Source organism: Streptomyces sp. NPDC001157 (genome assembly GCF_053598255.1).
The window spans coordinates 1-25781 of the sequence record NZ_JBSFJW010000033.1 but is presented as its reverse complement, the minus strand read 5'-3'; the positions used below and the strand labels follow the sequence as shown (position 1 = coordinate 25781).

The window sequence follows — 25781 nt, the reverse complement described above, 5'->3', positions numbered from 1 at the left end:
GGGGAGGCCATGCGCTTTCGCGGGAAGTCGATCCGCCGGAAGATCGTGGCGCTGCTTCTCGTGCCGCTGGTGTCCCTCACCGCGATCTGGGGATTCGCCACGGTGCTCACGGGACGGGCGGTCACTCAGCTGTTCCAGGTGTCCACGGCGGTCAAGGACATGGGCTATCCCATCGAGGACACCGTCCGCGTCCTCCAGCAGGAACGCCGCCAGACCCTCGTCTATCTCGCCGACCCGCGGGCTTCGGACGCGCTCGCCGCGCTCCGCAGCACCCGCCGCGCCACCGACGTGGCCATCGCAAAGGTCCGCAAGAACGCGAAGGACCCCGACGTCCGCGACGGACTGAACGCGGGCGACGACGAACGCCTCACCGCCGTCCTGGACGCCTTCAACGGCGTCGACTCCCTGCGCAGCAGCACTGAGCAGGGCACGGTGAGCCGTGCCGAGGCCCTCCACCTCTACAACCGCCTTGTGGACCCCTGCTATGCCTTCCTGGCCGCCCTCGACGGGGTCGACAACGTGGAGATGGACCGGCAGACCCGCGCCCTCGTCAACATCACCCGTGCCCGCGAACTCCTCTCCCGGGAGGACGCCCTGCTCGGCTCCTCCCTGGTGGTCGGCAAACTCACCCGCGAGGAGGTCCGCGAGGTCTCCGACCTGGTCGCGCAGCGCACCCAGCTGTACGACATCAGCCTGCCGGTGCTGCCGTCGGCCGAGCGTGCACGCTACGACCGGTTCTGGAAGAACGCCGCCTCCGCCCCGCTCCGCTCGGCGGAGCAGTCCGTCATCGACTCGGGCGCCGGTACGCCCCGTTCGGTCAGCGCCAAGAGCTGGGACGCCGACGCGGACAGCGTCCTCACCCAACTCGCCGCCCTCGACGACCAGGCCGGCGACCGCCTGCAGGACCGCGAGCAACCGGTCGCGATGAACGTCATCGTCAAGGCGGCCGTCGCCGGCGTCCTGGGCCTGGTCGCCGTGGTGCTCTCGCTCGTGGTCTCGGCGCGGATCGGCCGCACTCTCATCCGCGACCTGCGCCAACTGCGCCTGGAGGCCCACGAGGCGTCCGGTGTGCGGCTGCCCAGCGTGATGCGACGCCTGTCCGCGGGCGAACAGGTCGACGTGGAGACCGAGGTCCCCCGCCTGGAGTACGACAAGAACGAGATCGGCGAGGTCGGTCAGGCCCTCAACACCCTGCAACGTGCCGCCGTCGAAGCCGCCGTCAAACAGGCCGAACTGCGCGCCGGGGTCTCCGAGGTGTTCGTCAACCTCGCCCGCCGCAGCCAGGTACTGCTGCACAAGCAGCTCACCCTGCTCGACACCATGGAACGCCGGACCGAGGACACCGACGAACTCGCCGACCTGTTCCGCCTCGACCATCTGACCACCCGTATGCGGCGGCACGCCGAGGGTCTCGTGATCCTCTCCGGCGCCGCACCTTCCCGGCAGTGGCGCAAGCCCGTCCAGCTCATGGACGTCGTCCGGGCCGCCGTCGCCGAGGTCGAGGACTACGAACGCATCGAGGTCCGCCGCCTGCCGCGCATCGCCGTCACCGGCCCGGCCGTGGCCGACCTGACCCATCTCGTGGCGGAACTCCTGGAGAACGCCACGGTGTTCTCTCCGCCGCACACGGCCGTCCAGGTCTTGGGCGAGAGGGTCGCCAACGGCTTCACCCTGGAGATCCACGACCGCGGCCTCGGCATGGCGGCCGACGCCCTCCTCGACGCCAACCTCCGGCTCGCCGAGACACCGGAGTTCGAGCTGTCCGACACCGACCGGCTCGGACTGTTCGTGGTCAGTCGGCTCGCCCAGCGGCAGAACGTCCGAGTCTCCCTTCAGCCGTCCCCCTACGGCGGCACCACCGCCGTGCTGTTCGTCCCCGACGCGCTGCTGACGGACGACGTCCCGGACACCAACGGCATCGGCTTCCGTCTCGACCGGCCCCACCACTCGAAGGAGGCCGAGCTCGAGGAGCGGCCGGGCAACGCGCTCTCCCGGCCGCCGGCGCAGCTTCCCGGTCTGCCCGCCGGGATCCTGGACGGCCCGGTCGAACTGGAGGCACCGGTCGACCTCGACGCCATCGAGGACTTCCCCGGCGCGCTCGACGACGAGGACAGCGAACGCGGCGGGCTCTTCCGCCCCCGCCGTTCCATCGCGCTCGCGCAGGACGAGACCACCGGCGCCGGCGGCGGTCGCCTCCATGGCGAGCCCGATCTCCGCGAACCGGCCCGTGGCGACACCGACGACGACACGGGCGCGCCCGTCCCGCTGCCCCGCCGCCGCACGCCCAAGCTGGTCAGCTCGCACGGACGCCCGGTCAACGAGCAACGATCGTGGCGCGAGGACCCCGCCGACGAGCCGCCGACGGGTGCAGGACGCCCTGACCCGGAAGCCGCCGCACCATTGCCCTCCCGCCGCCGGGCCGAAGAGCCGCCGACCGGGCGGGGCGCGAGCCGGTTCGACCAGGAGTCGGCGCCCCCACTGCCGACCCGGCGGCGCGGTGCCTCACCGCTGCGCCCGGGCACCGGCGGGGCCGACCGGCCTGCTGAGCGCGCCCCATCCGCGGCACCCGAAACAGGGGGCCGCGGCGGGAGCTCGCAGCCCCCCGCCCTGCCCATGCGCAGCCGCCCCACCGCGATCGCACCGAGCGGCCAGGACGCCGCCGGCCCGCGTCCCGGCACCGCACCGCAGGAAACAGGCCCCGGCGCGGGCCCGCTGCCCCGGCGTGTACGGCAGGCCAACCTGGCTCCGCAGCTGAAGCAGAGCGCGCAGCGGCGCACGGAGAACGGCCCGGAGCTCGTCGAGCGGGACGCCGACGAGGTACGCAGCCGTATGGCCTCGCTCCAGCGCGGCTGGCAGCGCGGCCGTGACGAGAACGCCGCGGGCGACGACGCCCACAGCGGCACAGCACCACAACGAACGACAAAGGGGGACGGTCGATGACCGCACCGAAGGCGAGCGGCCACACCGACACCGGCAGGTCCGGGGAGCTCAACTGGCTCCTGGACGATCTGGTGGACCGTGTGGCGAGCATTCGCAAAGCCCTCGTGCTCTCCGGCGACGGCTTGCCGACGGGCGTGTCCAAGGACCTGACCCGGGAGGACAGCGAGCACCTCGCCGCCGTCGCCTCCGGATTCCACAGCCTGGCCAAGGGTGTGGGCCGGCATTTCGAGGCCGGCAACGTCCGGCAGACCGTCGTCGAGCTGGACGATGCCTTTCTCTTCGTGACGGCCGCCGGCGACGGCAGCTGCCTGGCCGTCCTCTCGGACGCCGACTCGGACGTCGGCCAGGTCGCCTATGAGATGACGCTCCTCGTCAAGCGGGTCGGAGTGCATCTGGGGGCCGCTCCGCGCACCGATCTGCCCGCAGGCGGGTAGTGGGATGTCATGAGCTCTGACGGTCAGGGAAGAAGCCACTGGTTCGACGACGAAGCCGGTCCGGTCGTCCGTCCGTACGCGATGACGCGCGGCCGCACCACCAGCGCGGGCCAGCACCGCCTCGACCTGATCGCGGTGGTCGTCACGGAGCCCCAGGCGGACGATCCGGATGCCGACGCGACCCTGTCCCCGGAACACGTGGACATCGTCGAACTGTGCCGTGAAGCCCCCCAGTCGGTCGCCGAACTCGCCGCCGGACTCGACCTGCCGATCGGAGTGGTGCGCGTCCTGGTCGGTGACCTCGTCGCCCGGGAATTCGTCCATGTGACGCGGCCGGTACCCCCTGCCGAACTGCCGGACGAGAGTATTCTGCGCGACGTGATCAACGGCCTCCGGGCACTGTGAGAGGTGCGGAAGCGGGGTACTGACGTGACAGGCTGGCAGTTCTGGGTCGACCGCGGCGGCACGTTCACCGACATCGTCGCGCGACGCCCGGACGGCCGTCTGGTGACGCACAAGCTGCTGTCGGAGAATCCGGCGCGATACTCCGACGCAGCCGTCGCGGGCGTACGCGAACTGCTGGACGGCTCCGAGGACCCCATCGAGGCCGTCCGGATGGGGACGACGGTTGCCACCAACGCGCTTCTGGAACGCAAGGGCGAACGCACTCTGCTCGTCGTCACCCGGGGCTTCCGTGACGCGCTGCGCATCGCCTACCAGAACCGCCCGCACATCTTCGCCCGCCGCATCGACCTCCCCGAACTGCTCCATGAGCGGGTCGTGGAGGTCGACGAGCGCATCGCCGCAGACGGCACCGTCCTTCGCGCCCCCGACCTGGACGCCCTCCTCGGTCCCCTCCAAGAGGCGTACGACGACGGCATCCGCGCCGTCGCCGTCGTCTGCATGCACAGCCATCTGCATCCCGCCCACGAGCAGGCCGTGGGGAAGCTGGCCGCACGCGTCGGATTTCCGCAGATCTCGCTGTCCAGCGAGGTCAGCCCGCTGATGAAGCTCGTGCCACGCGGGGACACCGCGGTCGTCGACGCCTACCTGTCGCCCGTACTGCGCCGCTATGTCCAGCACGTCGCCGACGAACTCCAGGGCGTACGGCTGATGTTCATGCAGTCGAACGGCGGTCTCGCCGAGGCCGGGCAGTTCCGCGGCAAGGACGCCATCCTCTCCGGGCCGGCCGGAGGCATCGTCGGCATGGCCCGGATGTCTCAGCTGGCCGGCTTCGACCGCGTCATCGGCTTCGACATGGGCGGCACCTCCACCGATGTCTCGCACTTCGCGGGCGAGTACGAGCGTGTCTTCACCACACAGATCGCCGGCGTCCGGCTGCGCGCGCCGATGCTGGACATCCACACCGTGGCAGCCGGTGGCGGCTCGATCCTCCACTTCGACGGCTCCCGCTACCGCGTAGGGCCGGACTCGGCGGGCGCGGACCCGGGGCCCGCCTGCTACCGCGGCGGCGGCCCGCTCGCCGTCACCGACGCCAACGTCATGCTGGGAAGGATCCAACCCGCCCACTTCCCCCGGGTGTTCGGCCCGGACGGCGACCAGCCCCTCGACGCGGCCCTCGTCCGCGACCGCTTCACTGCCCTCGCCCGCGAGATCCGCACCAGGACCGGGGACGACCGCACCTCCGAGCAGGTCGCCGAGGGCTACCTGCAGATCGCCGTCGCCAACATCGCCAATGCCGTCAAGCGGATCTCCGTACAGAAGGGCCACGACGTCACCCGCTACGCCCTCACCACCTTCGGCGGTGCGGGCGGCCAGCACGCGTGCAAGGTCGCCGATTCGCTCGGCATCCGCACCGTCCTCGTACCACCCATGGCGGGTGTTCTGTCCGCGCTCGGCATCGGCCTCGCAGACACCACCGCCATGCGCGAACAGTCCGTCGAGGCACCCCTGGAGCCGGCGTCCATGCCCGCCGTCCTCAAGACGGCCGAGGACCTGGAAGGAGCGGCCCGCGCAGAACTCCTCGCCGAGGACGTCCCCGTGGACCGCATCCAGGTCACCCGCCGGGCGCAGCTGCGCTACGACGGCACCGACACCACGCTCACCGTCGAGCTGACCGAGCCCGACACGATGCGTCACACCTTCGGAGAACGTCATCGCGCCACGTACTCCTTCACGCTCGACCGCCCGATCGTGGTCGAAGCTCTCTCCGTCGAAGCCACCGGCATCACAGAACCCCCCGATCTCTCTGTCCTCGCCCCGTACCGAGCCCCCTGCGCGGGCGGCTCGGCCACGCCCGAGACCGTCCGCCTCCATACTGACGGCGCCTGGCGTGACGTCCCCCTCCACCGCCGCGAGGACCTCCCTCCCGGCGAAACCGTCACCGGCCCCGCGATCATCACCGAGGCCAGTGCGACGACCGTCGTCGACGACGGCTGGCAGGCCGTGGCACGAGACGACGGGCATCTGGTCATGGAACGCGCGGTGATTACGGAGAGTTCCGAACTCGACACAAAAGCTGATCCGGTTCTCCTTGAGGTCTTCAACAACCTCTTCATGTCGATCGCCGAACAGATGGGCGCCCGGCTGGAGTCCACCGCCCAGTCCGTGAACATCAAGGAGCGACTCGACTTCTCCTGCGCCCTCTTCGACCCGGACGGGAACCTGGTGGCCAACGCGCCGCACATCCCCGTCCACCTGGGCTCCATGGGCACCAGCGTCAAGGAGGTCATCCGGCGCCGCGGCACCTCGATGCGGCCCGGTGACACATACGCCGTCAACGACCCGTACCACGGCGGCACCCACCTGCCGGACGTCACGGTGATCACCCCGGTCTTCGGCACGCAGGGTGACCGAATCCTCTTCTACGTCGCCTCTCGCGGCCACCACGCCGAGATCGGCGGCATCGCCCCGGGCTCCATGCCGGCGGGCAGCCGCACCATCGACGAGGAGGGCATCCTCTTCGACAACTGGCTGCTCGCCGAGAACGGCCGCTTCCGCGAGGAGGAGACCCTCGGCCTGCTCACCGGGGCGCCCTACCCCTCCCGCAACCCCAGGACCAACCTCGCCGATCTGCGCGCCCAGATCGCCGCCAACCAGAAGGGCGTCGACGAAGTCGCCCGCATGATCGAGAACTTCGGCCTCGACGTGGTGCAGGCATACATGAAGCACGTCCAGGACAACGCCGAGGAGGCCGTGCGACGGGTCGTCGACGCCCTGGACGACGGTGAGTACGCCTACGAGACCGACTCCGGTGCCGTCATCCGCGTACGCGTGCGCGTGGACCGCGAAAACCGCCGCGCGACCGTCGACTTCACCGGTACCTCTCCCCAGCTGGCGAGCAACTTCAACGCCCCCTTCGCGGTGGTCAACGCGGCCGTCCTGTACGTGTTCCGCACCCTCGTCGCCGACGACATCCCGCTCAACGACGGCTGTCTGCGTCCCCTCGACATCGTCGTCCCGCCGGGCTCCATGCTCGCGCCCGAGCCGCCGGCCGCGGTGGTCGCAGGCAACGTCGAGACCTCCCAGGCCATCACCGGCGCCCTGTACGCCGCGCTCGGCGTACAGGCCGAAGGCTCCGGGACCATGAACAACGTCACCTTCGGGAACGAGCGGCACCAGTACTACGAGACCGTGGCCTCCGGCTCCGGCGCGGGCGAGGGCTTCCCAGGCGCGCCCGTAGTGCAGACCCACATGACCAATTCGCGGCTCACCGACCCCGAGGTCCTGGAGTGGCGGCTGCCCGTGCAGCTCGACGAGTTCGCCGTCCGGTACGGCAGTGGCGGGGCCGGCCGGTGGCACGGCGGGGACGGTGCGGTGCGCCGCATCCGCTTCCACGAGCCCATGACGGTCTCCACGCTCTCCCAGCACCGCAGGGTTCCGCCCTACGGCATGGCGGGCGGCGAGCCCGGTGCTCTGGGCGCCAACCGGGTGGAGCACGTGGACGGCACGGTCACCGCGCTCGCCGGAAGCGACTCGGCGGATGTCGCCCCCGGCGACGTACTCGTCATCGAAACCCCCGGCGGCGGAGGCTACGGACCGCCGTCGTCCCACCCCCAGCAAGCAGGAGAAGAGATCGATGATCTTCGGGCGTTCTGAGCGCGGGAAGCCTCCGGTCGAGCCCGTCACGTTCAAGATCCTGGTGGCCGGCGGTTTCGGCGTGGGCAAGACCACCCTCGTCGGCGCGGTCAGCGAGATCAGGCCGCTGCGCACCGAGGAACTGCTCACCGAGGCCGGAAGGCCCGTCGACGACACGAGCGGCGTGGAGGGCAAGCACACCACGACCGTGGCCATGGACTTCGGCCGCATCACGCTCCGTGAGGACCTGGTGCTGTACCTGTTCGGCACGCCCGGGCAGGAACGGTTCTGGTTCATGTGGGACGAGCTCTCCGAAGGGGCCCTGGGAGCCGTCGTGCTCGCCGACACCCGCCGTCTGGAGGACTGCTTCGCCGCCGTCGACTACTTCGAGCGGCGCTCCATACCCTTCGTCGTCGGCGTCAACTGCTTCGAGGGCTCGGCCCGTTACCCGGCCGACGACGTCCGACAGGCCCTCGACCTGGACGACGACGTACCGCTCCTGCTGTGCGACGCGCGCGACCGGGAGTCCGTCAAGGAGGTCCTCATCGGCGTGGTCCAGCACGCCATGGCCTGCGCGGCCGACCACCGCCAGACCGTCACCACCTGAAGCCTGTGCGCGGCCCGTACCCCCGCCGACCGGGGTACGGGCCGCAGCCAAAGGGCTCACGCACGCGCGCGTGGGCCTAGTTCTCGCCGTCCTCCTCCCAGCCGAAGCTCTTCTCCACGGCCTTGCGCCAGTTGTGGTACTGGCGGTCCCGTACGGAGGCCTCCATGGAGGGCGTCCACTCGACGTCCTTCTGCCAGTGGGACTTCAGTTCGTCGAGGTCGTTCCACACGCCGGTGGCGAGCCCGGCCGCGTACGCGGCGCCGAGACAGGTGGTCTCGGAGACCTTCGGGCGGACCACCGGAACGTCGAGCACGTCCGCCTGGTGCTGCATGAGCAGGTTGTTCTTGGTCATGCCGCCGTCCACCTTCAGGGTGGTGATGTGCACCCCGGAGTCCTGGTACATGGCGTCCACGACCTCGCGCGTCTGCCAGCTCGTCGCCTCGAGCACGGCCCGGGCGAGGTGGGCCTTGGTGACGTAGCGCGTCAGGCCCGTGATGACACCGCGCGCATCGGAGCGCCAGTACGGGGCGAACAGACCGGAGAAGGCGGGCACGATGTACGCTCCGCCGTTGTCCTCGACACTCGCCGCCAGGGGCTCGATCTCATCGGCGGTACGGATGATGCCCAGCTGGTCGCGGAACCACTGCACGAGGGCGCCCGTTATGGCTATGGACCCCTCCAGACAGTAGACGGGCGCCTCACTGCCGATCTTGTAGCCCATGGTCGTCAGCAGCCCGCTCTTCGACGCCACCGGCCGGTTGCCGGTGTTGAGCAGCAGGAAGCTGCCCGTGCCGTAGGTGTTCTTCGCCGTGCCCACGTCGTAGCAGGCCTGCCCGAACACGGCCGCCTGCTGGTCGCCGAGGGCCGACGCCACCGGCACGCCGGCCAGCTGGCCCACCGCGGTGCCGTACACCTCGGCCGACGACCTGATCTCGGGGAGGACGGCTTCGGGGACGTTCATCGCGGACAGGATGGACGGGTCCCACTGGAGGGTCTCCAGGTTCATCAGCATGGTGCGCCCGGCGTTGGTGACGTCCGTGACGTGCTGTCCGCCGTCGGTGCCGCCCGTCAGGTTCCAGATGAGCCAGGAGTCGATGGTGCCGAAGGCGATCTCGCCGTTCTCGGCCCGGGCCCTGAGCCCGGGCACGTTGTCCAGCAGCCAGGCGGCCTTCGGCCCCGAGAAGTAGGTGGCCAGCGGCAGTCCGGTCTGCTCACGGAAACGGTCCTGCCCGTCCGAACCGCCGAGCTGGTTGGTCAGCGCCGCGGTGCGGGTGTCCTGCCACACGATGGCGTTGTGCACGGGTTTGCCCGTCGCGCGGTCCCACAGGACCGTGGTCTCGCGCTGGTTGGTGATGCCGAGCGCGCTGAGCTGGTCCGCGCGCAGCCCGGCTTTGGCGATCGCGCCGGCGACCACCGCCTGTACCTTGGACCAGATCTCCGTGGCGTCGTGCTCCACCCAGCCGGGCTTCGGGAAGATCTGGCGGTGTTCGCGCTGGTCGACAGCGACGATCGCGCCGTCCTGGTTGAACACGATGCAGCGGCTGGACGTGGTGCCCTGGTCGATAGCGGCGACGAACTTGTCCGTCATGACGTCCCCTTCGTCGTTCCTTCAGAAGGCTGCTTTGGATCAGAGGGCTGCTGGGAGGACGGGCCCGGAAAGCACCCCGCCGATCAGCGGTCCGACCACCGGGTTCCACATGCCGCGGCCTTCGCCGTGGGTGTCTGCGTTGCTCATGGCGGCTCCTAGGCCCTGTCCCGGGGTGATCGACCCCGGTTCTCGGTGCAGGGTGCGTTTTCCCGTGGCGACTTCAGCCGAAGGCAGGGAAGCTCCCGCGCCCTGCCCGGCGTCCGTGACGAGCGTGCCGTCGCAGCCGAATCGCCCGTGGGGGAACGGGCCTGTCTTCAGGCGGGGCCCGCGCGGCGCGTGCCTGGATACACCGTGTATGTACGGCGATGTCGACTGACACCGGAAGTGTTCACCGGCGCCCACAGAGCGTCAAGGTCGCCGACACCAACGGTGACAGCCGCCGTTGTGTCCGAGCGAAGGAAAGACGGTCGGTCGGTTACGACGATCAGCCTAGGCCGGGTTCCGCCACCGCGCACCCGGCCTGGGCGGGCACCGTCCCCGAGCCACGCCGGATCTCGTGGCCCGGCAGACCCGCCCGGCCCAGCACCCAACTCGCTCCGTGCAGCGATTTCGCCGCCTTTTTCAGCGGTGCCAGGCACGCGGCGGCCTGCCGGTGGTCCGTCACACTGCCCGGCGGGCACAGGACTGTGGCCAGGGACAACGTCACGGGACGGCCACCGGCCGACCAAGGCGCGTCCAGCACCGAGGCGGCCAGCGGATCCAGCCACTCCGGCTCGGCGAGCACCAGGAAGTCGTCCCCACCGATGTGGCCGACGCGCGTGTTTCCGGACGCCGCGTGCTGCAGCGCCCGCCCCACCGAGCGGATCAGCTCGTCACCTGCCGCGAACCCGGCCCCGTCGTTGACCTGCTTGAAGTGGTCCACGTCCAGCCAGCTCAGCGCGAACGCCCGGCCGTCCGCGATGCGGCGGTCCACCTCGCCGGTGATCGCGTCCGAGCCGGGCAGCCGGGTGAGCGGATTGAGCCCGGCCGCCTCCTCGACCCGGCTCTCGGCCAGTGCCCGCACGAGGTCCGCGAGCCGTACGACACCCACGCACCGCCCGTCACGGTCCACCACTGCCACATCGTCCGAGGTGCGGCCACGGTCGCCGACGGCCACCACGTCCAGGACCTCCCAGGCGGTGGCGTCGACGCCCACCGTCCGTGGCGCGTCCCCCAGCTTGGCGGCGGGCCGGTCGGCGTACAGCGCATGTCCGTAGCGTCCCGACATCGACAGCAGGAAGCGTGAGCGGTGCACCGACCGGACGGGCCTTCCGTGCGCGTCCACGAGCAGCACGCCCGACACCTCGGGAGACCCGGTCAGCAGCGCCCGAACCTGACCTGCCGACGCGGTCGCGGGCAGCAGCGCGGCGGGCCGTACGAATTCCAGCACCGAAGGCCCCGACCCAGGGACCGCCACGGCACCGGGGGAGCGGGGCGGAACATATACGTCCGCCGCGGGCAGCCGCGCCGGCGGTGCGAACAGCTCGCCCTGCGCCAGCTGAGCCCCGGCCGAGACTGCTGCCGCGCACTGCAGTTCCGTCTCGACTCCCTCGACCGACAGGAGCGCTCCCAACTGCTCGCACAGCGTCCGCATCGCCTTCACCGCCGCCGGCCGCCCCAGCAGCGACGCGTCCAGTTTCACCAGGTCGGGCCCCAGGTCGGTGAGCAGCCGCAGGGGCACGTCCCCGTCCCCGACGCCGTCCGCGCTGATCCGGAAGCCCTGCGTCCGCAGCGCGCTCACCGCCTCCAGCAGCGCCTGCTGCGGGACGTGGGTGTACGGCGGCCCGATGTCGATCGTCACCTCCCACGGCAGCCGTCCCGCCTCCCGCACGGCGGTGTGCAGCGGGGTGAGGCCGCCGAGGTCGGCCAGGGTGCCCGCGAACACGTTGACGTGCAGTGGCAGCAGCGTCTCCTTGCGAGCCGCCGCACGGACCGCCAACACCGCCAGCCGGCCGTCGAGCTCGGGGTTTCGACGGGCCTCGGCCAGGATGTCACCGGTCTCCGGGCGGGCGAGTATCTCCAGCCCTGCGACCCCTCCGGTAGCCAGGTTGACCACTGGCTGGAAGGCGAAGCGGAGAGTATCCGTCCAGGAGTGCACGGGAGCATGATGGCTCCGCCGACGCACGCCCAGGCCCAGTTCATGAGACGTTCACGCAGGATTCCGGGTCGATCACGCAGCGTACGAGAAAGGGCTTGCTCGGAGGGCTCAGCGCAGCGCGACGACCGCCGACCCGTGCCCGAACAGTCCCTGGTTCGCCGTGATGCCCACGCGCGCCCCCGCCACCTGCCGCGCGCCCGCCTGCTGTCTCAACTGCCAGGTGAGCTCGCACACTTGGGCAATCGCCTGAGCGGGAACCGCCTCCCCGAAGGAGGCCAGCCCACCGCTGACGTTCACCGGTATTCGCCCGCCCAGGGCCGTCGCCCCCTCCCTCAGCAGCTTTGCGCCCTCTCCCTGCCCGCACAGCCCCAGATCCTCATACCACTGCAACTCCAGGGCGGTGGACAGGTCGTATACCTCCGCGAGGGAGAGGTCCTCGGGGCCGAGGCCCGCCTCCTCGTAGGCCGCCCGCGCGATCGACGCACGGAATGTGTCGGCGGCAGGCTCCACGGCCACCGCGGAGTCCGTCGCGATGTCCGGTAGATCCAGGACCGTGTTGGGGTAACGCGGCGTCACCGTGGACACCGCCCGGATCCGCACCGGCCGGCTCACTCCGTGCCGACGCGCGAAGTCCGTGCTCGACAGCACCAGGGCCGCGCCTCCGTCCGACGTCGCGCAGATGTCGAGCAGCCGCAGCGGATCGGCGACCACCGCCGAGGCGGCGACCTCCTCGGCGGTGACCCGCTTGCGGTAGCGCGCGTTCGGATTGAGCGCCCCCAGGGCCGAGTTCTTCACCTTGACCTGCGCGAAGTCCTCCACCGTGTCGCCGTGCACGGCCATGCGGCGGCGCGCGTACAGCCCGAAGTACGTCGGATTCGTCGCCCCCAGCACCCGGAAGCGCAGCCAGTCCGGATCGTCGGGCCGTTCGCCTCCCGCCGGCCGGAAGAACCCCTTGGGCGCCGCGTCGGCGCCCACCACGAGGACCACGTCCGCGAGACCCGAAAGGATTTGCGCCCGCGCGGTGTTGACGGCCTGCGCCCCGGACGCGCATGCCGCGTACACACTCGTCACCCTGGCCCCCTGCCAGCCCAGAGCCTTCGCGAAGGTCGCCCCCGCCACATAGCCCGGATAGCCACCCCGCACGGTGTCGGCGCCGACCACCGAGCCGATGTCCCGCCACTCCAGCCCGGCGTCGGCGAGCGCCGCGCGGGCCGCCGCAGCCCCGTACTCGACGAAGCTGCGCCCCCACTTGCCCCACGGGTGCATGCCCGCGCCGAGCACCGCCACCTCACCCGTCATGCCCCCACCCCCGTCGGTCGCCAGTGCCAGGTCGTCCAGATCGTCTCCGCCTCCTCATAGAGCACCCCGGGGACGACCTCCACCTCCATGCCCACCGCCAGTTCGGCGACGGTGACCCCGGGAGCCGCCTGCCCCAGCACCACGATCCGCTCGGACTCCAGCTCCACAGCGATCAACGCGTACGGCTCCCACGGAAGTTCCGGATTGGTCACATAGGGTGACGGTGGCCGGTACCTGCTGTCGGTGTACGACCAGACGCGCCCGCGCCGGGACAGCGGCATCTCCTCCAGAACTCCGCCCGCGCATCCGGGATTCCGGCAGTGGGTGTCCTCGCGGGGGAAGAACACCGAACCGCACCCTGCGCAGCGGGTGCCGAGGAGCCTGAAGCCGTCCCCGTCGCCGATGAACCATCCGTCGACCACGGGCATGCGTGTACGAGACAAAGCCCCTCCCTGGCATATGATCTGACGGAACGTCAGAAGTGTGTCACGGGCATCCGGAATTGGGCAGGGCAGGAGACATGACACGTCTCTCCAGTGCAGTACGCGGTCTGATCACCGCCCTCGCCGCCCTGCTGGCCGTGACCGCTGCCTCCGCCCCCACCCGGGCCGCGACGGAGCCCAAGGCGCCGAAGGACTTCGTGGCCCTGAGAACCGTGGACCCGACGATCATCCAGGAGATGCGCTACTTCACCCCGCACAACTTCGTCGGCGAGCGCATCGACGGCTACCAGCAGCCGATCTGCCTCCTCACCCGGCCGGCCGCCGAAGCACTCCACAAGGCCCAGCTGAGGCTGCTGCGCAAGGGCTACACCCTCAAGGTCTACGACTGCTACCGGCCGCAGCGCGCCGTGAACCACTTCGTCCGCTGGGCCGAGGACCTCGACGACCAGGCGATGAAGAGCGAGTTCTACCCGAACGTCGACAAGACCCGGCTGTTCGAGGACGGCTACATCGCGAAGAAATCCGGCCACAGCCGCGGCTCGACCATGGACCTCACCATCGTGAAGCTCCCTGCGAAACCGACCCGGCCTTACCACCCGGGAGAGCCCCTGGTGCCCTGCTACGCCCCGAAGGACGAGCGCTTCCCCGACAACTCCGTCGACATGGGCACCGGCTTCGACTGCTTCGACACCCTCGCCCACACCCTCGACCCGCGTATCCAGGGCCAACAGCGCACCAACAGGCTGCTGCTCAAGAGCACCATGGAGGGGCTCGGATTTGTGAACCTCGCCGAGGAGTGGTGGCACTACACATACAAGCCCGAGCCCTACCCGGACACCTACTTCGACTTCCCCGTCTCCTGGAAGTCTTTGTCCAGCGGCCACTGAGCCGCCCCCCGAAGACGTCCATCAGTTGATCGGATACATTCCGCTTCGTGTCCGAAACTCATGCCTCCACCCCCAACTCCGCGCCCGACTCCCACTGTTCGAGTTGCGGAGCGCCCTACGGAGAGGGCGTCTCCGGCTGGCCCCGCACCTGTCCGGCCTGCCACGCGGTGGCCTACCGCAATCCCCTGCCGGTGGCCATCGCGCTCCAGCCCGTGTACGACACGCAGGGCACCGCCCTGGTCGTCATCACCAGAACCGTCGCCCCCGCGCGCGGAGGCATCGCATTGCCCGGTGGTTACATCGACGACCGTGAGGACTGGCGGCAGGCCGTCGTCCGCGAGCTCAAGGAAGAGACCGGCATCGACGCGGCGCGCCGCGATGTGCGGCTCGTCGACGCCATGAGCTCACCCGACGGGCACCTGCTGCTGTTCGGGCTCCTCCCGGAGCGCCCGGTCGAAGGCCTCCCGCAGTCCAAGGCCACCGACGAGACCGAGGGCTGGAACCTCCTGCGCAGGCCGGAGGAGCTTGCCTTCCCCCTGCACACGCTCGCCGTAAGGGCGTGGTTCGAAGGCCGGTACATCTGAGTCAGCCCTCCTGCAGGCCTCGCACACGCACCGGGTAGGGCGGCTCGCTCCTGCCGCCCTCGCCCTGCCGCTCGACTACGAGCCGCCGTTTCGTCCAACGGGCGACGTAGCGCTCCAGTTCCGGCTCGTCCCATCCGTCACCCGCGTCCTGCACCACCAGTCCGCCCCCACTCCGTCCCCGGGTGGGTGCCCAGACCTCCAGCTCCAGCCCGCCGTCGTCGCCGCGCACGGGGACGACGGCACCTGCGCGCGCGAGCACCGGAATGCGCGACAAGGGGGCGTCGACGAGTACCTGTCCAGGCCCCTCGTACACCTGCTCCGTCACCGTGTCGTACCAGCGACCCCGAGGCAGCTGCACCGCCCGCCGGTCTGCGCCCGGGTCGAGCACCGGCGCCACCAGCAGACAGTCGCCCAGCAGGAATGCGTCCTCGCAGTCGCGCAGCGCACGGTCCTCGGGCGCCGCCCACCACAGCGGCCGCACATAGGGCGCTCCGGTTCGCCGGGCCAGATGCGCCAGGGTCATGAAGTACGGCAGCAGCCGACGGCGTTCGACGAGCGCCACGCGCGCGTGTTCCAGCACTTCGGCACCGAACTCCCAGGGCTCCCGGCGCCCCGCCCGCAGACTCGCATGAGTGCGGAACAGCGGCAGGTATGCGCCGAGTTGGAGCCAGCGCAGATACAGCTCGGGCGACGGACTCCCGTCGAAACCTCCCACGTCCGGTCCCGAATACGGCACGCCGCACAGCCCCAGCCCCATGACCAGCGACAGTGAGGCCCGCAGCCCGGGCCACCCCGTGGCCACGTCACCGGACCACGTTCCCCCGTAGCGCTGCAGGCCGGCCCAACCGGAACGAGAGAAGATGAACGGCCGTTCCTCGGGAGCAAGTTCGCGCAGCCCCTCGTAGGCAGCCCTGGCCATGCACAGCGCATAGACGTTGTGCGCCTCCCGATGGTCTCCGCCCCGTCCTTCCAGCGAGTGCCTGGCCGAACGCGGCAGCGTCGACTCCCCGAAGGCGGCGAACGAAGTGGGCTCGTTCATGTCGTGCCAGAAACCCGAGAACCCCTGTGCGAGCCGCTCCTCGTACAGACCGCCCCACCACTCACGCACGCGCGCGTGCGTGAAATCAGGGAAAACAGCCTCCCCGGGCCACACGACCCCGCGCACGAGCCGCCCCGAAGCATCGCGCACGAACGCGTCCACAGCGGCCCCGCTGTCGTACACCGTGTTCTCCTCTGCGGCCTTGACCGCAGGGTCGACGATCGACACCAGCCGGATCCCGTCCCGGCGCAGTTCCTCGGCCAGCACCGGCAGCTTCGGAAAGTGCTCGTGGTCGACTGTGAACACCTGGTGCTCGTCGTAGTGGTCGATGTCCAGATGCACGGCGTCGAGCGGCAGCCCGCGTTCCTGGTAGCCGGAGACGATCCGCCGCACCTCCTGCTCACTGCCGAAGCCCCAGCGCGCGTGGTGATGACCCAGCGCCCACGCGGGCGGAAGCGCAGGGGCCCCCGTCAGCGAAGCCCAGGTGAGCAGCACGCGCGCGGGGGTGCCCACGATCACCCAGGAACGCAGCGGGCCGCCGTCCATCCGCAGGTCGCACGCCCCCACCCGGTCGTGCCCGGAACCGGCGCCCTCCTCGCCCTCCCGCAGCGTCACCGTGCCGTCCCACGAGGTGTCGTGGAACACCAGATGCGTCGCGGCGTCGGCCACCACCAGCTGCACCGGCATCGTGATGTACAGCGGATCCTCCCCGGGACCGAACGCGCGCCCCGGGTCCGTATTCCACAGGCGGTACGTTCCTTCGCGCAGCCGCGGGCCCGATGCCCGCCCGCCGAGGCCGAAGAACCGCGCGTCCGCGGCCACCTCCGAGCGCTGCATCCAGCGCGCGGTACCGCCCCCGACCGGCTCCCACCACCGGGGCGGCAGATCACGGCGCAGGGTCACGCCTCCGGGCGTGAGCACCTCGACCGCGCCGTGCCGCGAGACGACGACCGTCACCCGCTCGGCCACGACCCGCCAGCCGCCGTCCTTGTCAGGCTCCAGGACGGCCCGGGGATCCGGCTCCGGGCAGCGGCCCGCGAGCGCGTACGACGGCTCCGGAGCGGCCCCGTCCCAGCCCCAGAAGACCGCCCCGTTCACAGCGACGAAGATGCGCAGCTCGGACCGGCTGAACCGGACGACGCCACCCCCCGGACCGGGCTCCACCTCCTGCACGGGCCCGGGCACCCGCGCGCGCTCGGCACCTCGCGACGGCAGCGCGGAGGCGTCGGCACGCCTCCTGCGCCACGCCGCCCTCACGGTACGCAACCCCTGGGCCGACCTCACCGAACCGACCACCCTTATCGAACGCACCAGGTCACGACCGTCCATGCTGCTCACCCTGCCATTGACCGCCCCACGCGCGCGTGTCGTTCAACTGCCGTTCACCCGTGCTGGGACCACATCTTCACGACGCGGACTATGTGGGGCCCGCCCTGGTGTAGAAGTCGATCACATGGCATCGTCCGTGTCAGCCGCGTCACGCGCACACCCCAGCTCGTGCGCGACCGACGCATACGACGCGCACAGTCCGGGAGCCGCCCCATGTCGACCGTGAACCCCCAGCCGCTCTGGCAGCCAGATCCGGAACGCATCGCCCAGGCGCAGATCACAAAGTTCCAGGCGTGGGCGGCCGAGCACCACGGCGCCCCGGCCGAGGGCGGCTACACGGCACTGCACCGCTGGTCCGTCGACGAGCTGGACACGTTCTGGGAAGCCGTCACCCAGTGGTTCGACGTACGGTTTTCGACACCCTACGCGCGCGTACTAGGCGACCGCTCGATGCCTGGTGCCCAGTGGTTCCCCGGGGCGACCCTGAACTACGCCGAGCACGCCCTGCGCGCGGCCGCCAGTCGCGCGGACGAACCGGCCCTCCTGCACGTCGACGAGACCCACGAGCCGCGCCCCGTGACCTGGTCCGAGCTGCGCCGCCAGGTCGGCTCCCTGGCCGCCGAACTGCGCGCCCTGGGCGTGCGCCCCGGAGACCGCGTCAGTGGCTACCTTCCGAACATCCCGCAGGCCGTCGTCGCTCTCCTCGCCACGGCCGCCGTGGGCGGCGTCTGGACCTCCTGCGCCCCTGACTTCGGTGCCCGCAGCGTCCTGGACCGCTTCCAGCAGGTCGAACCGGTCGTCCTGTTCGCCGTCGACGGCTACCGCTACGGCGGCAAGGAACACGACCGCCGCGACATCGTCGCCGAGCTGCGTCACGAACTCCCCACGCTGCGTGCCGTCGTCCACATTCCCCTACTCGGCACCGAGCCACCCGCGGGTGCCTTGGACTGGTCCGCCCTGACCAGCGCGGACGTGGAACCGGTCTTCGAGCAGGTCGCCTTCGACCACCCTCTCTGGGTGCTCTACTCCTCGGGCACGACCGGCCTGCCCAAGGCGATCGTCCAGTCCCAGGGCGGCATTCTGATCGAGCACCTCAAACAGCTCGGCCTGCACTGCGACCTGGGCCCCGAGGACCGTTTCTTCTGGTACACCTCGACCGGCTGGATGATGTGGAACTTCCTCGTCTCCGGCCTCCTCACCGGAACGACGATCGTGCTCTACGACGGCAGCCCCGGCTTCCCCGACACGGGCGCCCAATGGCGCATCGCCGAACGGACCGGAGCCACCCTCTACGGCACCTCGGCGGCGTACGTCATGGCCTGCCGCAAGGCCGGCGTCCACCCAGCCCGCGACTTCGACCTCTCCAAGGTGCAGTGCGTGGCCACTACCGGATCCCCGCTGCCGCCCGACGGGTTCCGCTGGCTGCACGACGAGGTGCGCGACGATCTGTGGATCGCATCCGTCAGCGGCGGCACCGACGTGTGCTCGTGCTTCGCGGGAGCCGTACCGACCCTCCCGGTGTACATCGGCGAGCTCCAGGCGCCCGGCCTCGGCACCGACCTGCAGTCCTGGGACCCGGCCGGCAAGCCCGTGATCGACGAGGTCGGCGAGCTCGTGGTCACCAACCCCATGCCGTCGATGCCGATCCACTTCTGGAACGACCCCGACGGCAGCCGCTACCACGACAGCTACTTCGACACCTACCCCGGTGTATGGCGCCACGGCGACTGGATCACCGTGACCTCCCGCGGATCCGTCGTCATCCACGGCCGCTCCGACTCGACGCTCAACCGCCAGGGCGTGCGCATGGGCTCGGCCGACATCTACGAAGCCGTCGAGCGCATCCCGGAGATCAGGGAATCCCTCGTCATCGGCATCGAACAGCCCGAGGGCGGCTACTGGATGCCTCTCTTCGTGCACCTGGTCCCGGGCGCAACCCTGGACGACACCCTGCTGGCCCGCATCAAGCAGACCATCCGCGAACAGCTCTCACCGCGCCACGTTCCCGACGAGATCATCGAGGTCCCCGGCATTCCGCACACCCTCACCGGAAAGCGCATCGAGGTTCCCGTCAAGCGTCTCCTCCAGGGCACTCCACTGGACAAGGCCGTCAATCCGGGCTCCATCGACAACCTGGATCTGCTGCACTTCTACGAGGACCTCGCCCGCAAACGTGCCTGACAGGGGCGGATCAACCGCCGTAGGTGGCCTCGGACTCGCCGAGCACGGCAGCGAAATCCGAGGCCAGTCGCGCCGCGTCGGCAGGCTCCAGCTCCGCAACGGAGATCCGCACCCCCGAGGGTGACGAGGATCGGAACCGGGCGCCGGCCGCGACCCACCAGCCGTACGAGCGCAGCCCGTTCACCACGGCCGACTCGTCCTGCACGGGCACCCACAGGTTCATCCCGCTGACCCCGCACGCTGGAATCCCACGATCGTCCAGCTCGCGCAGGAGTGCGCCGCGGCGCTCTTCGTACGTCTCCTGCGCACGCGCCACCAACGCGCGCGTGGCGGCGTCGGTCAGCAACCCGTGCACGGTCTCCTGGAGGAGATGACTGACCCAGCCGGAGGTCAGCAGCAACCGCCCGTCATGGCGGGCCAGAGTGGTCGCGTCACACGCGGCCGCCGCCCACCGCAGGTCGGTCCCGAGGAACTTGCTCACCGTGCGCACGTGCACCCAGCGCGTCAACCCGTTTCCGGTCAACGAGTGGAGGGGTGCGGCGGCGACGGCGGATGCGTGGTCGTTCTCGACGACCAGCACATCCGGCTCGTCCCGCAGCACGTCCACGAGCGCGTCCCGGCGCGTCACGGAGAAGCAGCCGCCGTAGGGATTCTGCGCCCGAGGACTGCACACCACAGCCCGCACCCCCGCCCGCAGCGCCCCCCGCAGGGCCTCGGGCCGCACACCCTCGTCGTCCACGGCCACCGGCATGATCCGCAGCCCCAACGCCGTGATCAGGTCCAGCAGATGGTGATACCCCGGGTCCTCCATCGCCACGGCATCACCGGGCCGCAACTCCACGGACAACAGCCGCCCGATCAGATCCAACGCGCCATGCGCGAACGTCACGTGCTCGACGGGCACCCCTTCGGCCCCCATCCAGTCGCGCGCGGCATCCTCCAGCCGCGCCAGTCTCGGCGTCGAACGGTGCGACCGGGCACCGGGGGACAGCCGTGACGGCGGGACGAGAGCGGGCAGCAGGGCGGGATCCGGGTGTCCCCCGGCCAGGTCCCGCAGCCCCTCCGGGACCTTGGGCGGCCGCCGTGACGCCACCGCGGGAGCCGGCGCCACCACGGTCCCGCCCCGCCCGCGCGTGACGACGATCCCGCGTCGGCGCAGCTCCTTGTACGCGGTGGCGACGGTACCGGGACTGACCCCGAGGTCGTCCGCGAGCCGCCGCACGGGAGGCAGCGCGGTCTCGGGCCCCAATGACCCCTCCGCCACGGCCCGTTCCACGGACCCGGCAATTGCCTTGGCCGTGGTACCAGAGATCTCGTATTGTGTTGCCACGTTGGAGATTATGTATCAGTACATAACTGAAGGCAAGGGGGAGCAGTGCATCCGATGCGCCGCGCAGCCGCATGGTCGAGCCGCATACCAGGAGGGCGCGACGGACGCAGAATGCTCACCATCGCCCTCGTCGACCGGATCGGCAGCGGGTTGTGGGCGTCCGTGTCCGTCCTGTACTTCATCTACATCTCGGGGCTCTCCGTCACCCAGGTCGGCACGCTCGCCGCAACCGCCGGAGCGATCGGCATCGCCGGAGCCCCCCTCGGCGGCCGCATCGCCGACCGATTCCCCCTCACCCGCGTTCTGCTCGCCGTCCAACTCCTGCGCGCACTGGCCTCCCTGGCGCTCCTCACCACGAACGACTACGCCCTGCTGCTGGCCTTTTCCGCAGTCGGCAGCCTCGGAGACCGCGCGGCAAGCGTCCTCACCAGGCTCTACGCCACCCGTGTGGCAGGACCCGACCGCGTCCGATACCAGGCCGTTCACCGCACCATCGCCAACGCGGGCTGGGCCCTGGGCGGCCTCGCCGCCGCGGCGGCCCTGGCTCTCGGCACCACCAGCGCCTACCAGTGGCTCCTCGCCGGCGACGCCCTCTCCTTCCTCGCCTCCGCCCTCCTCACCGTGCGCTGCGGAGAGCCCCCGTCCGCCTCCCGCACCGTCACCACCTCGAAGACCCCAGCCCCCGCGACCAAGCCGACAAGCACAAATCCCTGGCGCGACCGCACCTACCTCGCCTATGTCGCCACCGAAACCGTTCTCTTCCTGGACGACGCGGTCTTCAAGGTCGGCCTGCCCCTGTGGATCGCTCACGCGGGCAACGCACCGCACGGCCTCGCGCCACTGCTCCTGGTTCTCAACAACGTGATGGTGGTGTCCCTCCAGGTCCCCCTGGCACGCTTCGGGACCACCACCGCAGCCGCCCGCGGACTCCTCCTCCCGCTGTCAGCCGTCTTCACTCTCGGCGGCATTGCCATGGCTCTCTCGGCCACCGGGGGAACTGTCACCGCGACCCTGCTCCTCACGGCCTCGGCCGCCGCCTTCACCCTGGCCGAGATGCTCCACGCCACCATCTCCTGGGAACTCTCCGTCGCCCTCGCTCCCGGCACCGCGCAGGGCACCTACCTCGGCGTGCACGGTCTGGCCCAGTCGGCCCAACGCAGCGCGGGGCCACTGGCCGTCACGGCGGCCATCACCACCGGCCCGGTCGGCTGGCTGACCTTCGGCATCATCATCGGCCTGACCTGCCTGATTCAGCACCGCCTGGTCCGTGATCGCCTCGCTCCGACGTCATTGTCAGTGTCGGCGGTTACTGTGAGTGAGCATTGATCGACCGCACACAGGGGGAAACATGGGGCACACCGACCACCAGACCATGCGACGCGATCTGCGTCGCGAAATCGCAGGCACCATCGGCCTGCTGACCGACGAGCACGACTTCCGTGCCATGCGGCGCTACCGCAGCTTCACCTTCGACAACCACACGAGCTACCTCCAACAGGTCGAGGCGCTCCTCAAGACACGGGCCTCCCAGGGAAGCCACACCGCGGTCGCCCTCTTCGACCCGCAGGAGTACGCAGAGTTCTGCGCGGACACCGGCCTCGACCCCGACGTCCAGTCCAGCCGCACTCGCTTCACCGCTGAACTGGCCACCACCGGACCTGTGCTTCCCTACGAGGGCCAGCCCCTGGCCGATCTGGTCCCGGCCCTCGTCGACGAAGCCGTGCGGCAGGCCACCTGGGAGTACGCATCCACCCTCCTCGCCCGCCTCGGCTCCTGCGCGTCCTGCGGCGAGGACATCGGCCGCGCCGCCTTCACACGCGCCTCCCATCTGGTCGTACGCATCCTCGACACAGCAGGGGCAGGCAACCGCCACCTCGTCTGCAGCGTTTCGGCGACACCCGAGACACTCGTCTCCGTCCTCCACGCGGACGAGGACGACCAGGGCGCCATCCAACTCGACGAGGCCGAAGCCCTCGAATTCACCACCGTCCTGGCCCTCGGCATCGCCACCCAGAGCCCGGGCGGACTCGTCATCCGCACCAGCGCCCCCAGCACCACCGACCGTGTCTACGGCTGGCGTCTGCGCGGAGAAGGCCTCGAACCCCTCACGGCCGGCGAGGTGTTCGACGCCTACTGCACCGACATCGACTCCGGGGACCTGATCTCCCCGGAGTCGGACGTCGACTACTGCGTACCGCCGGACCTCGGAGAGGAAGGACAGACGCCGGGCCACCGCCACTGAAAGCAGAAGGGGCGCTCCACTCGCGGGTGGAGCGCCCCTCAAGAAGAGCCGACGAAACAGCCGACGGCCGGCTCGGCTACTCGCCGGACAGCACCGCCTGAGCCGCGTTGCGCGCCTCCTCGGCGCTCTCCGCGGCCCGAGCCGCCGCAGCAGCACGCTCACACTGGGCCAGCGTGTACTTGCCGAGAGTGGACCGCACATAGGGAATCGACGCCGCACCCATGGAGAGGGAGGTGACACCCAGACCGGTCAGCACACACGCCAGCAGCGGGTCGGACGCCGCCTCACCGCAGACACCACAGCTCTTGCCCTCGGCCCTCGCCGCCTCCGCGGACAACGCCACCAGGTCGAGCAGCGCGGGCTGCCACGGATCCTGCAGACGGGAAACCGCACCCACCTGACGGTCGGCCGCGAACGTGTACTGCGCGAGGTCGTTGGTCCCCAACGACAGGAACTCGACCTCCTGCAGGATCGACCGAGCCCGCAGCGCGGCCGAAGGAATCTCGACCATGGCACCGAACTTCGCCTGCAGGCCCGCTTCACGGCACGCGTCCGCGAACGCCTTGGCGTCGGCACGGTCCGCCACCATCGGGGCCATGACCTCGAGATAGACCGGCAGACCCTCCGCCGCCTTCGCGAGCGCTGTCAGCTGCGTGCGCAGAACCTCGGGGTGGTCGAGCAGCGTCCGAAGACCACGTACGCCCAGCGCCGGATTGGGCTCGTCGGCCGGCGTAAGGAACTCCAGCGGCTTGTCCGCGCCGGCATCCAGCACACGGACCACGACACGGCCCTCGGGGAACGCCTCCAGCACCTGCCGGTACGCCTCGACCTGCTTCGGCTCCGACGGGGCGTTCTTGCTGTCGTCAAGGAAGAGGAACTCGGTGCGGAACAGACCGACACCCTCGGCCCCGGCCTCGACGGCGGCCGGCACATCCGCAGGCCCGCCGACGTTGGCCAGCAGGGGCACCTTGTGACCGTCGGAGGTGGCGCCCGGACCGGTCGAGGCGGCGAGCGCTGCCTTACGCTCGGCGGCCGCGGCCTCCAGCTGTGCCTTCTTCTCCTCGCTGGGGTTCACGAAGATCTCGCCGGTGCTGCCGTCGACAGCGATCACGGTGCCCTCGGTCAGTTCACCGGCACCCGGAAGCGCCACCACGGCCGGAACACCGAGCGCCCGCGCCAGAATCGCGCTGTGGCTGGTCGGCCCGCCCTCCTCGGTGACGAAACCGAGGACGAGGGCGGGGTCGAGCAACGCCGTGTCGGCAGGCGCAAGGTCACGTGCAATAAGAACGTACGGCTCGTCGCTGTCCGGAACGCCCGGCATCGGCACCCCGAGCAGCCGGGCGACGATACGATTCCGCACGTCATCCAGATCGGCCACACGACCGGCCAGGTACTCGCCGGCACCGGCCAGCAGGGCCCGGTACGCGGCGAAAGCGTCGTACACGGCACGCTCAGCCGTGCTCCCGACGGTGATACGCCGTTCGACATCCGCCATCAGTTCGGGATCCTGCGCCATCATGGCCTGCGCCTCGAGCACCGCCTGAGCCTCGCCCCCGGCCAGATTGCCGCGCGCCATCAGATCGGCCGCCACAGCGTCCACGGCCTGGCGCGCGCGGCCCTGTTCACGCTCCGCGTCCTCCGCCGGAATCTGCTTGGCAGGCGGCTCGAGCACCGCCGTTCCCATGTGCCGAACCTCGCCGATCGCCACACCGTGACTCACACCGACGCCTCGCAGCGTTGTCTCCATCTCACCCGTCTCCGATAGTGCGGCGGGTCCCACCGCCGCTGTGGTTGTCCTGCTTGCCGTCATAGGACGGCACTGACGTCACTTCCAGACGAAGAGACTGTCGCCCGCCTTCACGTCACCATCGTCACGAAGATCGGAGAGAGCCTCGGCAGTGGCCTCGAGCGCCACGATGGGGCACACCGCGGACTTGCCGGAAGCTTCCACGGCGGCCGGATTCCAACGGACCACGCCCTGCCCTCGCGCCACGGTGTCGCCCTTGTTCACGAGCAACTCGAAGCCGTCGCCGTTGAGCTGCACGGTGTCGATACCCAGGTGTGTGAGCACACCGTGCCCGTGCTCGTCGACAACAACGAAGGCGTGCGGATGGAGAGAGACGATGACTCCGGCCACGGGAGCAACGGCCTCGGACGGCTCGCGCACGGGGTCGATGGCTGTACCCGGGCCCACCATGGCCCCGGAGAAGACTGGATCCGGCACTGCGGCCAGGCCGATGGCGCGTCCTGCAATCGGGGACGTCACGGTGGTCATGGGAAGCCTCCCAGAGGTGGAGATCCATATGAGCCGTCACTGCCTGTACTGGACGGCGCACTGTGGAGCAGCGTATGTCAGATGAACTGCCGGTTCCGCATGGAAGATACCGGATAGTGGTCTAGACCACCAGCTCTATCGATTTGCACCGGCTTCCCAGCCGCGTGTACAGTCGTACTCCTGCTTGAGGCCGAGCGGCGCGATCGAGCGCCCTTGGTTCAACAGGACCCACACTCGTCAGATCCTATCTCGGGGTCACCTTCTGCATGCCTGCAGGGAGGTGGTCAGGGGGACGGAAAAACACTGATAGAGTTTGGAACAACGAAGGGAAGCGCCCGGAGGAAAGCCCGAGAGGGTGAGTACAAAGGAAGCGTCCGTTCCTTGAGAACTCAACAGCGTGCCAAAAATCAACGCCAGATATGTTGATA

Annotated in this window: 18 protein-coding genes; 10 read left to right on the top strand and 8 right to left on the bottom strand. The window is 70.1% G+C overall.

Going from position 1 to position 25781, the window contains the following annotated elements:
- Window positions 1-9 precede the first annotated feature (9 nt).
- From ACWDAG_RS37690 to ACWDAG_RS37670, 5 genes are read left to right on the top strand one after another with little or no spacing between them, the layout of a single operon-like run.
- Entirely contained in the window at window positions 10-2940 is a 2931-nt protein-coding gene (locus ACWDAG_RS37690; RefSeq protein ID WP_450700071.1) for a nitrate- and nitrite sensing domain-containing protein, read from the top strand.
- Window positions 2937-3374: a roadblock/LC7 domain-containing protein gene (locus ACWDAG_RS37685; RefSeq protein ID WP_030946644.1), complete on the top strand. Its 438-nt coding sequence runs from the start codon at window positions 2937-2939 to the stop codon at window positions 3372-3374. Before ACWDAG_RS37690 ends, ACWDAG_RS37685 begins: the two co-directional genes overlap by 4 nt.
- 9 nt (window positions 3375-3383) lie before the next feature.
- The gene (locus ACWDAG_RS37680; protein WP_450700070.1) at window positions 3384-3779 is read left to right on the top strand and encodes a DUF742 domain-containing protein; all 396 of its coding nucleotides are present in this window, start codon (window positions 3384-3386) and stop codon (window positions 3777-3779) included.
- A 24-nt stretch (window positions 3780-3803) separates the two neighbouring features.
- Window positions 3804-7433 carry a hydantoinase B/oxoprolinase family protein gene (locus ACWDAG_RS37675; RefSeq protein WP_450700069.1) on the top strand — a complete coding sequence of 1210 codons (3630 nt, stop codon included), beginning with the start codon at window positions 3804-3806 and terminating at the stop codon, window positions 7431-7433.
- Window positions 7414-8019: a GTP-binding protein gene (locus ACWDAG_RS37670; protein WP_450700068.1), complete on the top strand. Its 606-nt coding sequence runs from the start codon at window positions 7414-7416 to the stop codon at window positions 8017-8019. Before ACWDAG_RS37675 ends, ACWDAG_RS37670 begins: the two co-directional genes overlap by 20 nt.
- A gap of 76 nt (window positions 8020-8095) precedes the next feature.
- Here ACWDAG_RS37670 and glpK read toward each other — a convergent pair whose 3' ends face one another.
- The 4 genes from glpK to ACWDAG_RS37650 all read right to left on the bottom strand — a co-directional run bounded on the left by glpK (window position 8096) and on the right by ACWDAG_RS37650 (window position 13465).
- Window positions 8096-9607, bottom strand: coding sequence for a glycerol kinase GlpK (glpK, locus tag ACWDAG_RS37665; protein WP_450700067.1), 1512 nt, complete (start codon window positions 9605-9607; stop codon window positions 8096-8098).
- Between the two features lie 484 nt (window positions 9608-10091).
- Window positions 10092-11744, bottom strand: coding sequence for an EAL domain-containing protein (locus ACWDAG_RS37660; RefSeq protein ID WP_450700066.1), 1653 nt, complete (start codon window positions 11742-11744; stop codon window positions 10092-10094).
- Between the two features lie 108 nt (window positions 11745-11852).
- Window positions 11853-13043 carry a lipid-transfer protein gene (locus ACWDAG_RS37655; RefSeq protein WP_450700065.1) on the bottom strand — a complete coding sequence of 397 codons (1191 nt, stop codon included), beginning with the start codon at window positions 13041-13043 and terminating at the stop codon, window positions 11853-11855.
- The gene (locus ACWDAG_RS37650) at window positions 13040-13465 is read right to left on the bottom strand and encodes a Zn-ribbon domain-containing OB-fold protein (protein ID WP_450700136.1); all 426 of its coding nucleotides are present in this window, start codon (window positions 13463-13465) and stop codon (window positions 13040-13042) included. The genes ACWDAG_RS37655 and ACWDAG_RS37650 overlap by 4 nt, the downstream gene beginning before the upstream one ends.
- Before the next feature lie 98 nt (window positions 13466-13563).
- Between ACWDAG_RS37650 and ACWDAG_RS37645 the strand changes: the two genes are divergently transcribed.
- A complete protein-coding gene (locus tag ACWDAG_RS37645) occupies window positions 13564-14373 on the top strand; it encodes a M15 family metallopeptidase (protein WP_450700064.1) in 810 nt (269 codons plus the stop codon).
- A 47-nt stretch (window positions 14374-14420) separates the two neighbouring features.
- Window positions 14421-14957, top strand: coding sequence for an NUDIX domain-containing protein (locus ACWDAG_RS37640; protein WP_450700063.1), 537 nt, complete (start codon window positions 14421-14423; stop codon window positions 14955-14957).
- 1 nt (window position 14958) lies between these two features.
- On the opposite strand, the gene ACWDAG_RS37635 is transcribed toward ACWDAG_RS37640, so the two are convergent.
- Window positions 14959-17325: a glycoside hydrolase family 31 protein gene (locus ACWDAG_RS37635; RefSeq protein ID WP_450700062.1), complete on the bottom strand. Its 2367-nt coding sequence runs from the start codon at window positions 17323-17325 to the stop codon at window positions 14959-14961.
- 213 nt (window positions 17326-17538) lie between these two features.
- Here ACWDAG_RS37635 and ACWDAG_RS37630 point away from each other — a divergent pair, with 213 nt between their 5' ends.
- Window positions 17539-19506, top strand: a complete 1968-nt coding sequence (locus ACWDAG_RS37630) for an acetoacetate--CoA ligase (protein WP_450700061.1) — start codon at window positions 17539-17541, stop codon at window positions 19504-19506.
- A 10-nt stretch (window positions 19507-19516) separates the two neighbouring features.
- Here ACWDAG_RS37630 and ACWDAG_RS37625 read toward each other — a convergent pair whose 3' ends face one another.
- Entirely contained in the window at window positions 19517-20836 is a 1320-nt protein-coding gene (locus ACWDAG_RS37625; RefSeq protein WP_450700060.1) for an aminotransferase class I/II-fold pyridoxal phosphate-dependent enzyme, read from the bottom strand.
- Between the two features lie 111 nt (window positions 20837-20947).
- On the opposite strand from ACWDAG_RS37625, the gene ACWDAG_RS37620 reads away from it, so the two are divergent.
- Both ACWDAG_RS37620 and ACWDAG_RS37615 read left to right on the top strand, forming a co-directional pair.
- Window positions 20948-22162, top strand: coding sequence for an MFS transporter (locus ACWDAG_RS37620; RefSeq protein ID WP_450700059.1), 1215 nt, complete (start codon window positions 20948-20950; stop codon window positions 22160-22162).
- 22 nt (window positions 22163-22184) lie between these two features.
- Window positions 22185-23078, top strand: a complete 894-nt coding sequence (locus tag ACWDAG_RS37615) for a hypothetical protein (protein WP_450700058.1) — start codon at window positions 22185-22187, stop codon at window positions 23076-23078.
- A 76-nt stretch (window positions 23079-23154) separates the two neighbouring features.
- Here the strand turns inward: ACWDAG_RS37615 and ptsP are convergent, their stop codons facing one another.
- A complete protein-coding gene (gene ptsP / locus ACWDAG_RS37610; protein ID WP_450700135.1) occupies window positions 23155-24825 on the bottom strand; it encodes a phosphoenolpyruvate--protein phosphotransferase in 1671 nt (556 codons plus the stop codon).
- Between the two features lie 78 nt (window positions 24826-24903).
- Complete coding sequence (locus ACWDAG_RS37605) at window positions 24904-25353, bottom strand: PTS sugar transporter subunit IIA (protein WP_450700057.1); 450 nt, start codon at window positions 25351-25353, stop codon at window positions 24904-24906.
- Between the last annotated feature and the right edge of the window lie 428 nt (window positions 25354-25781).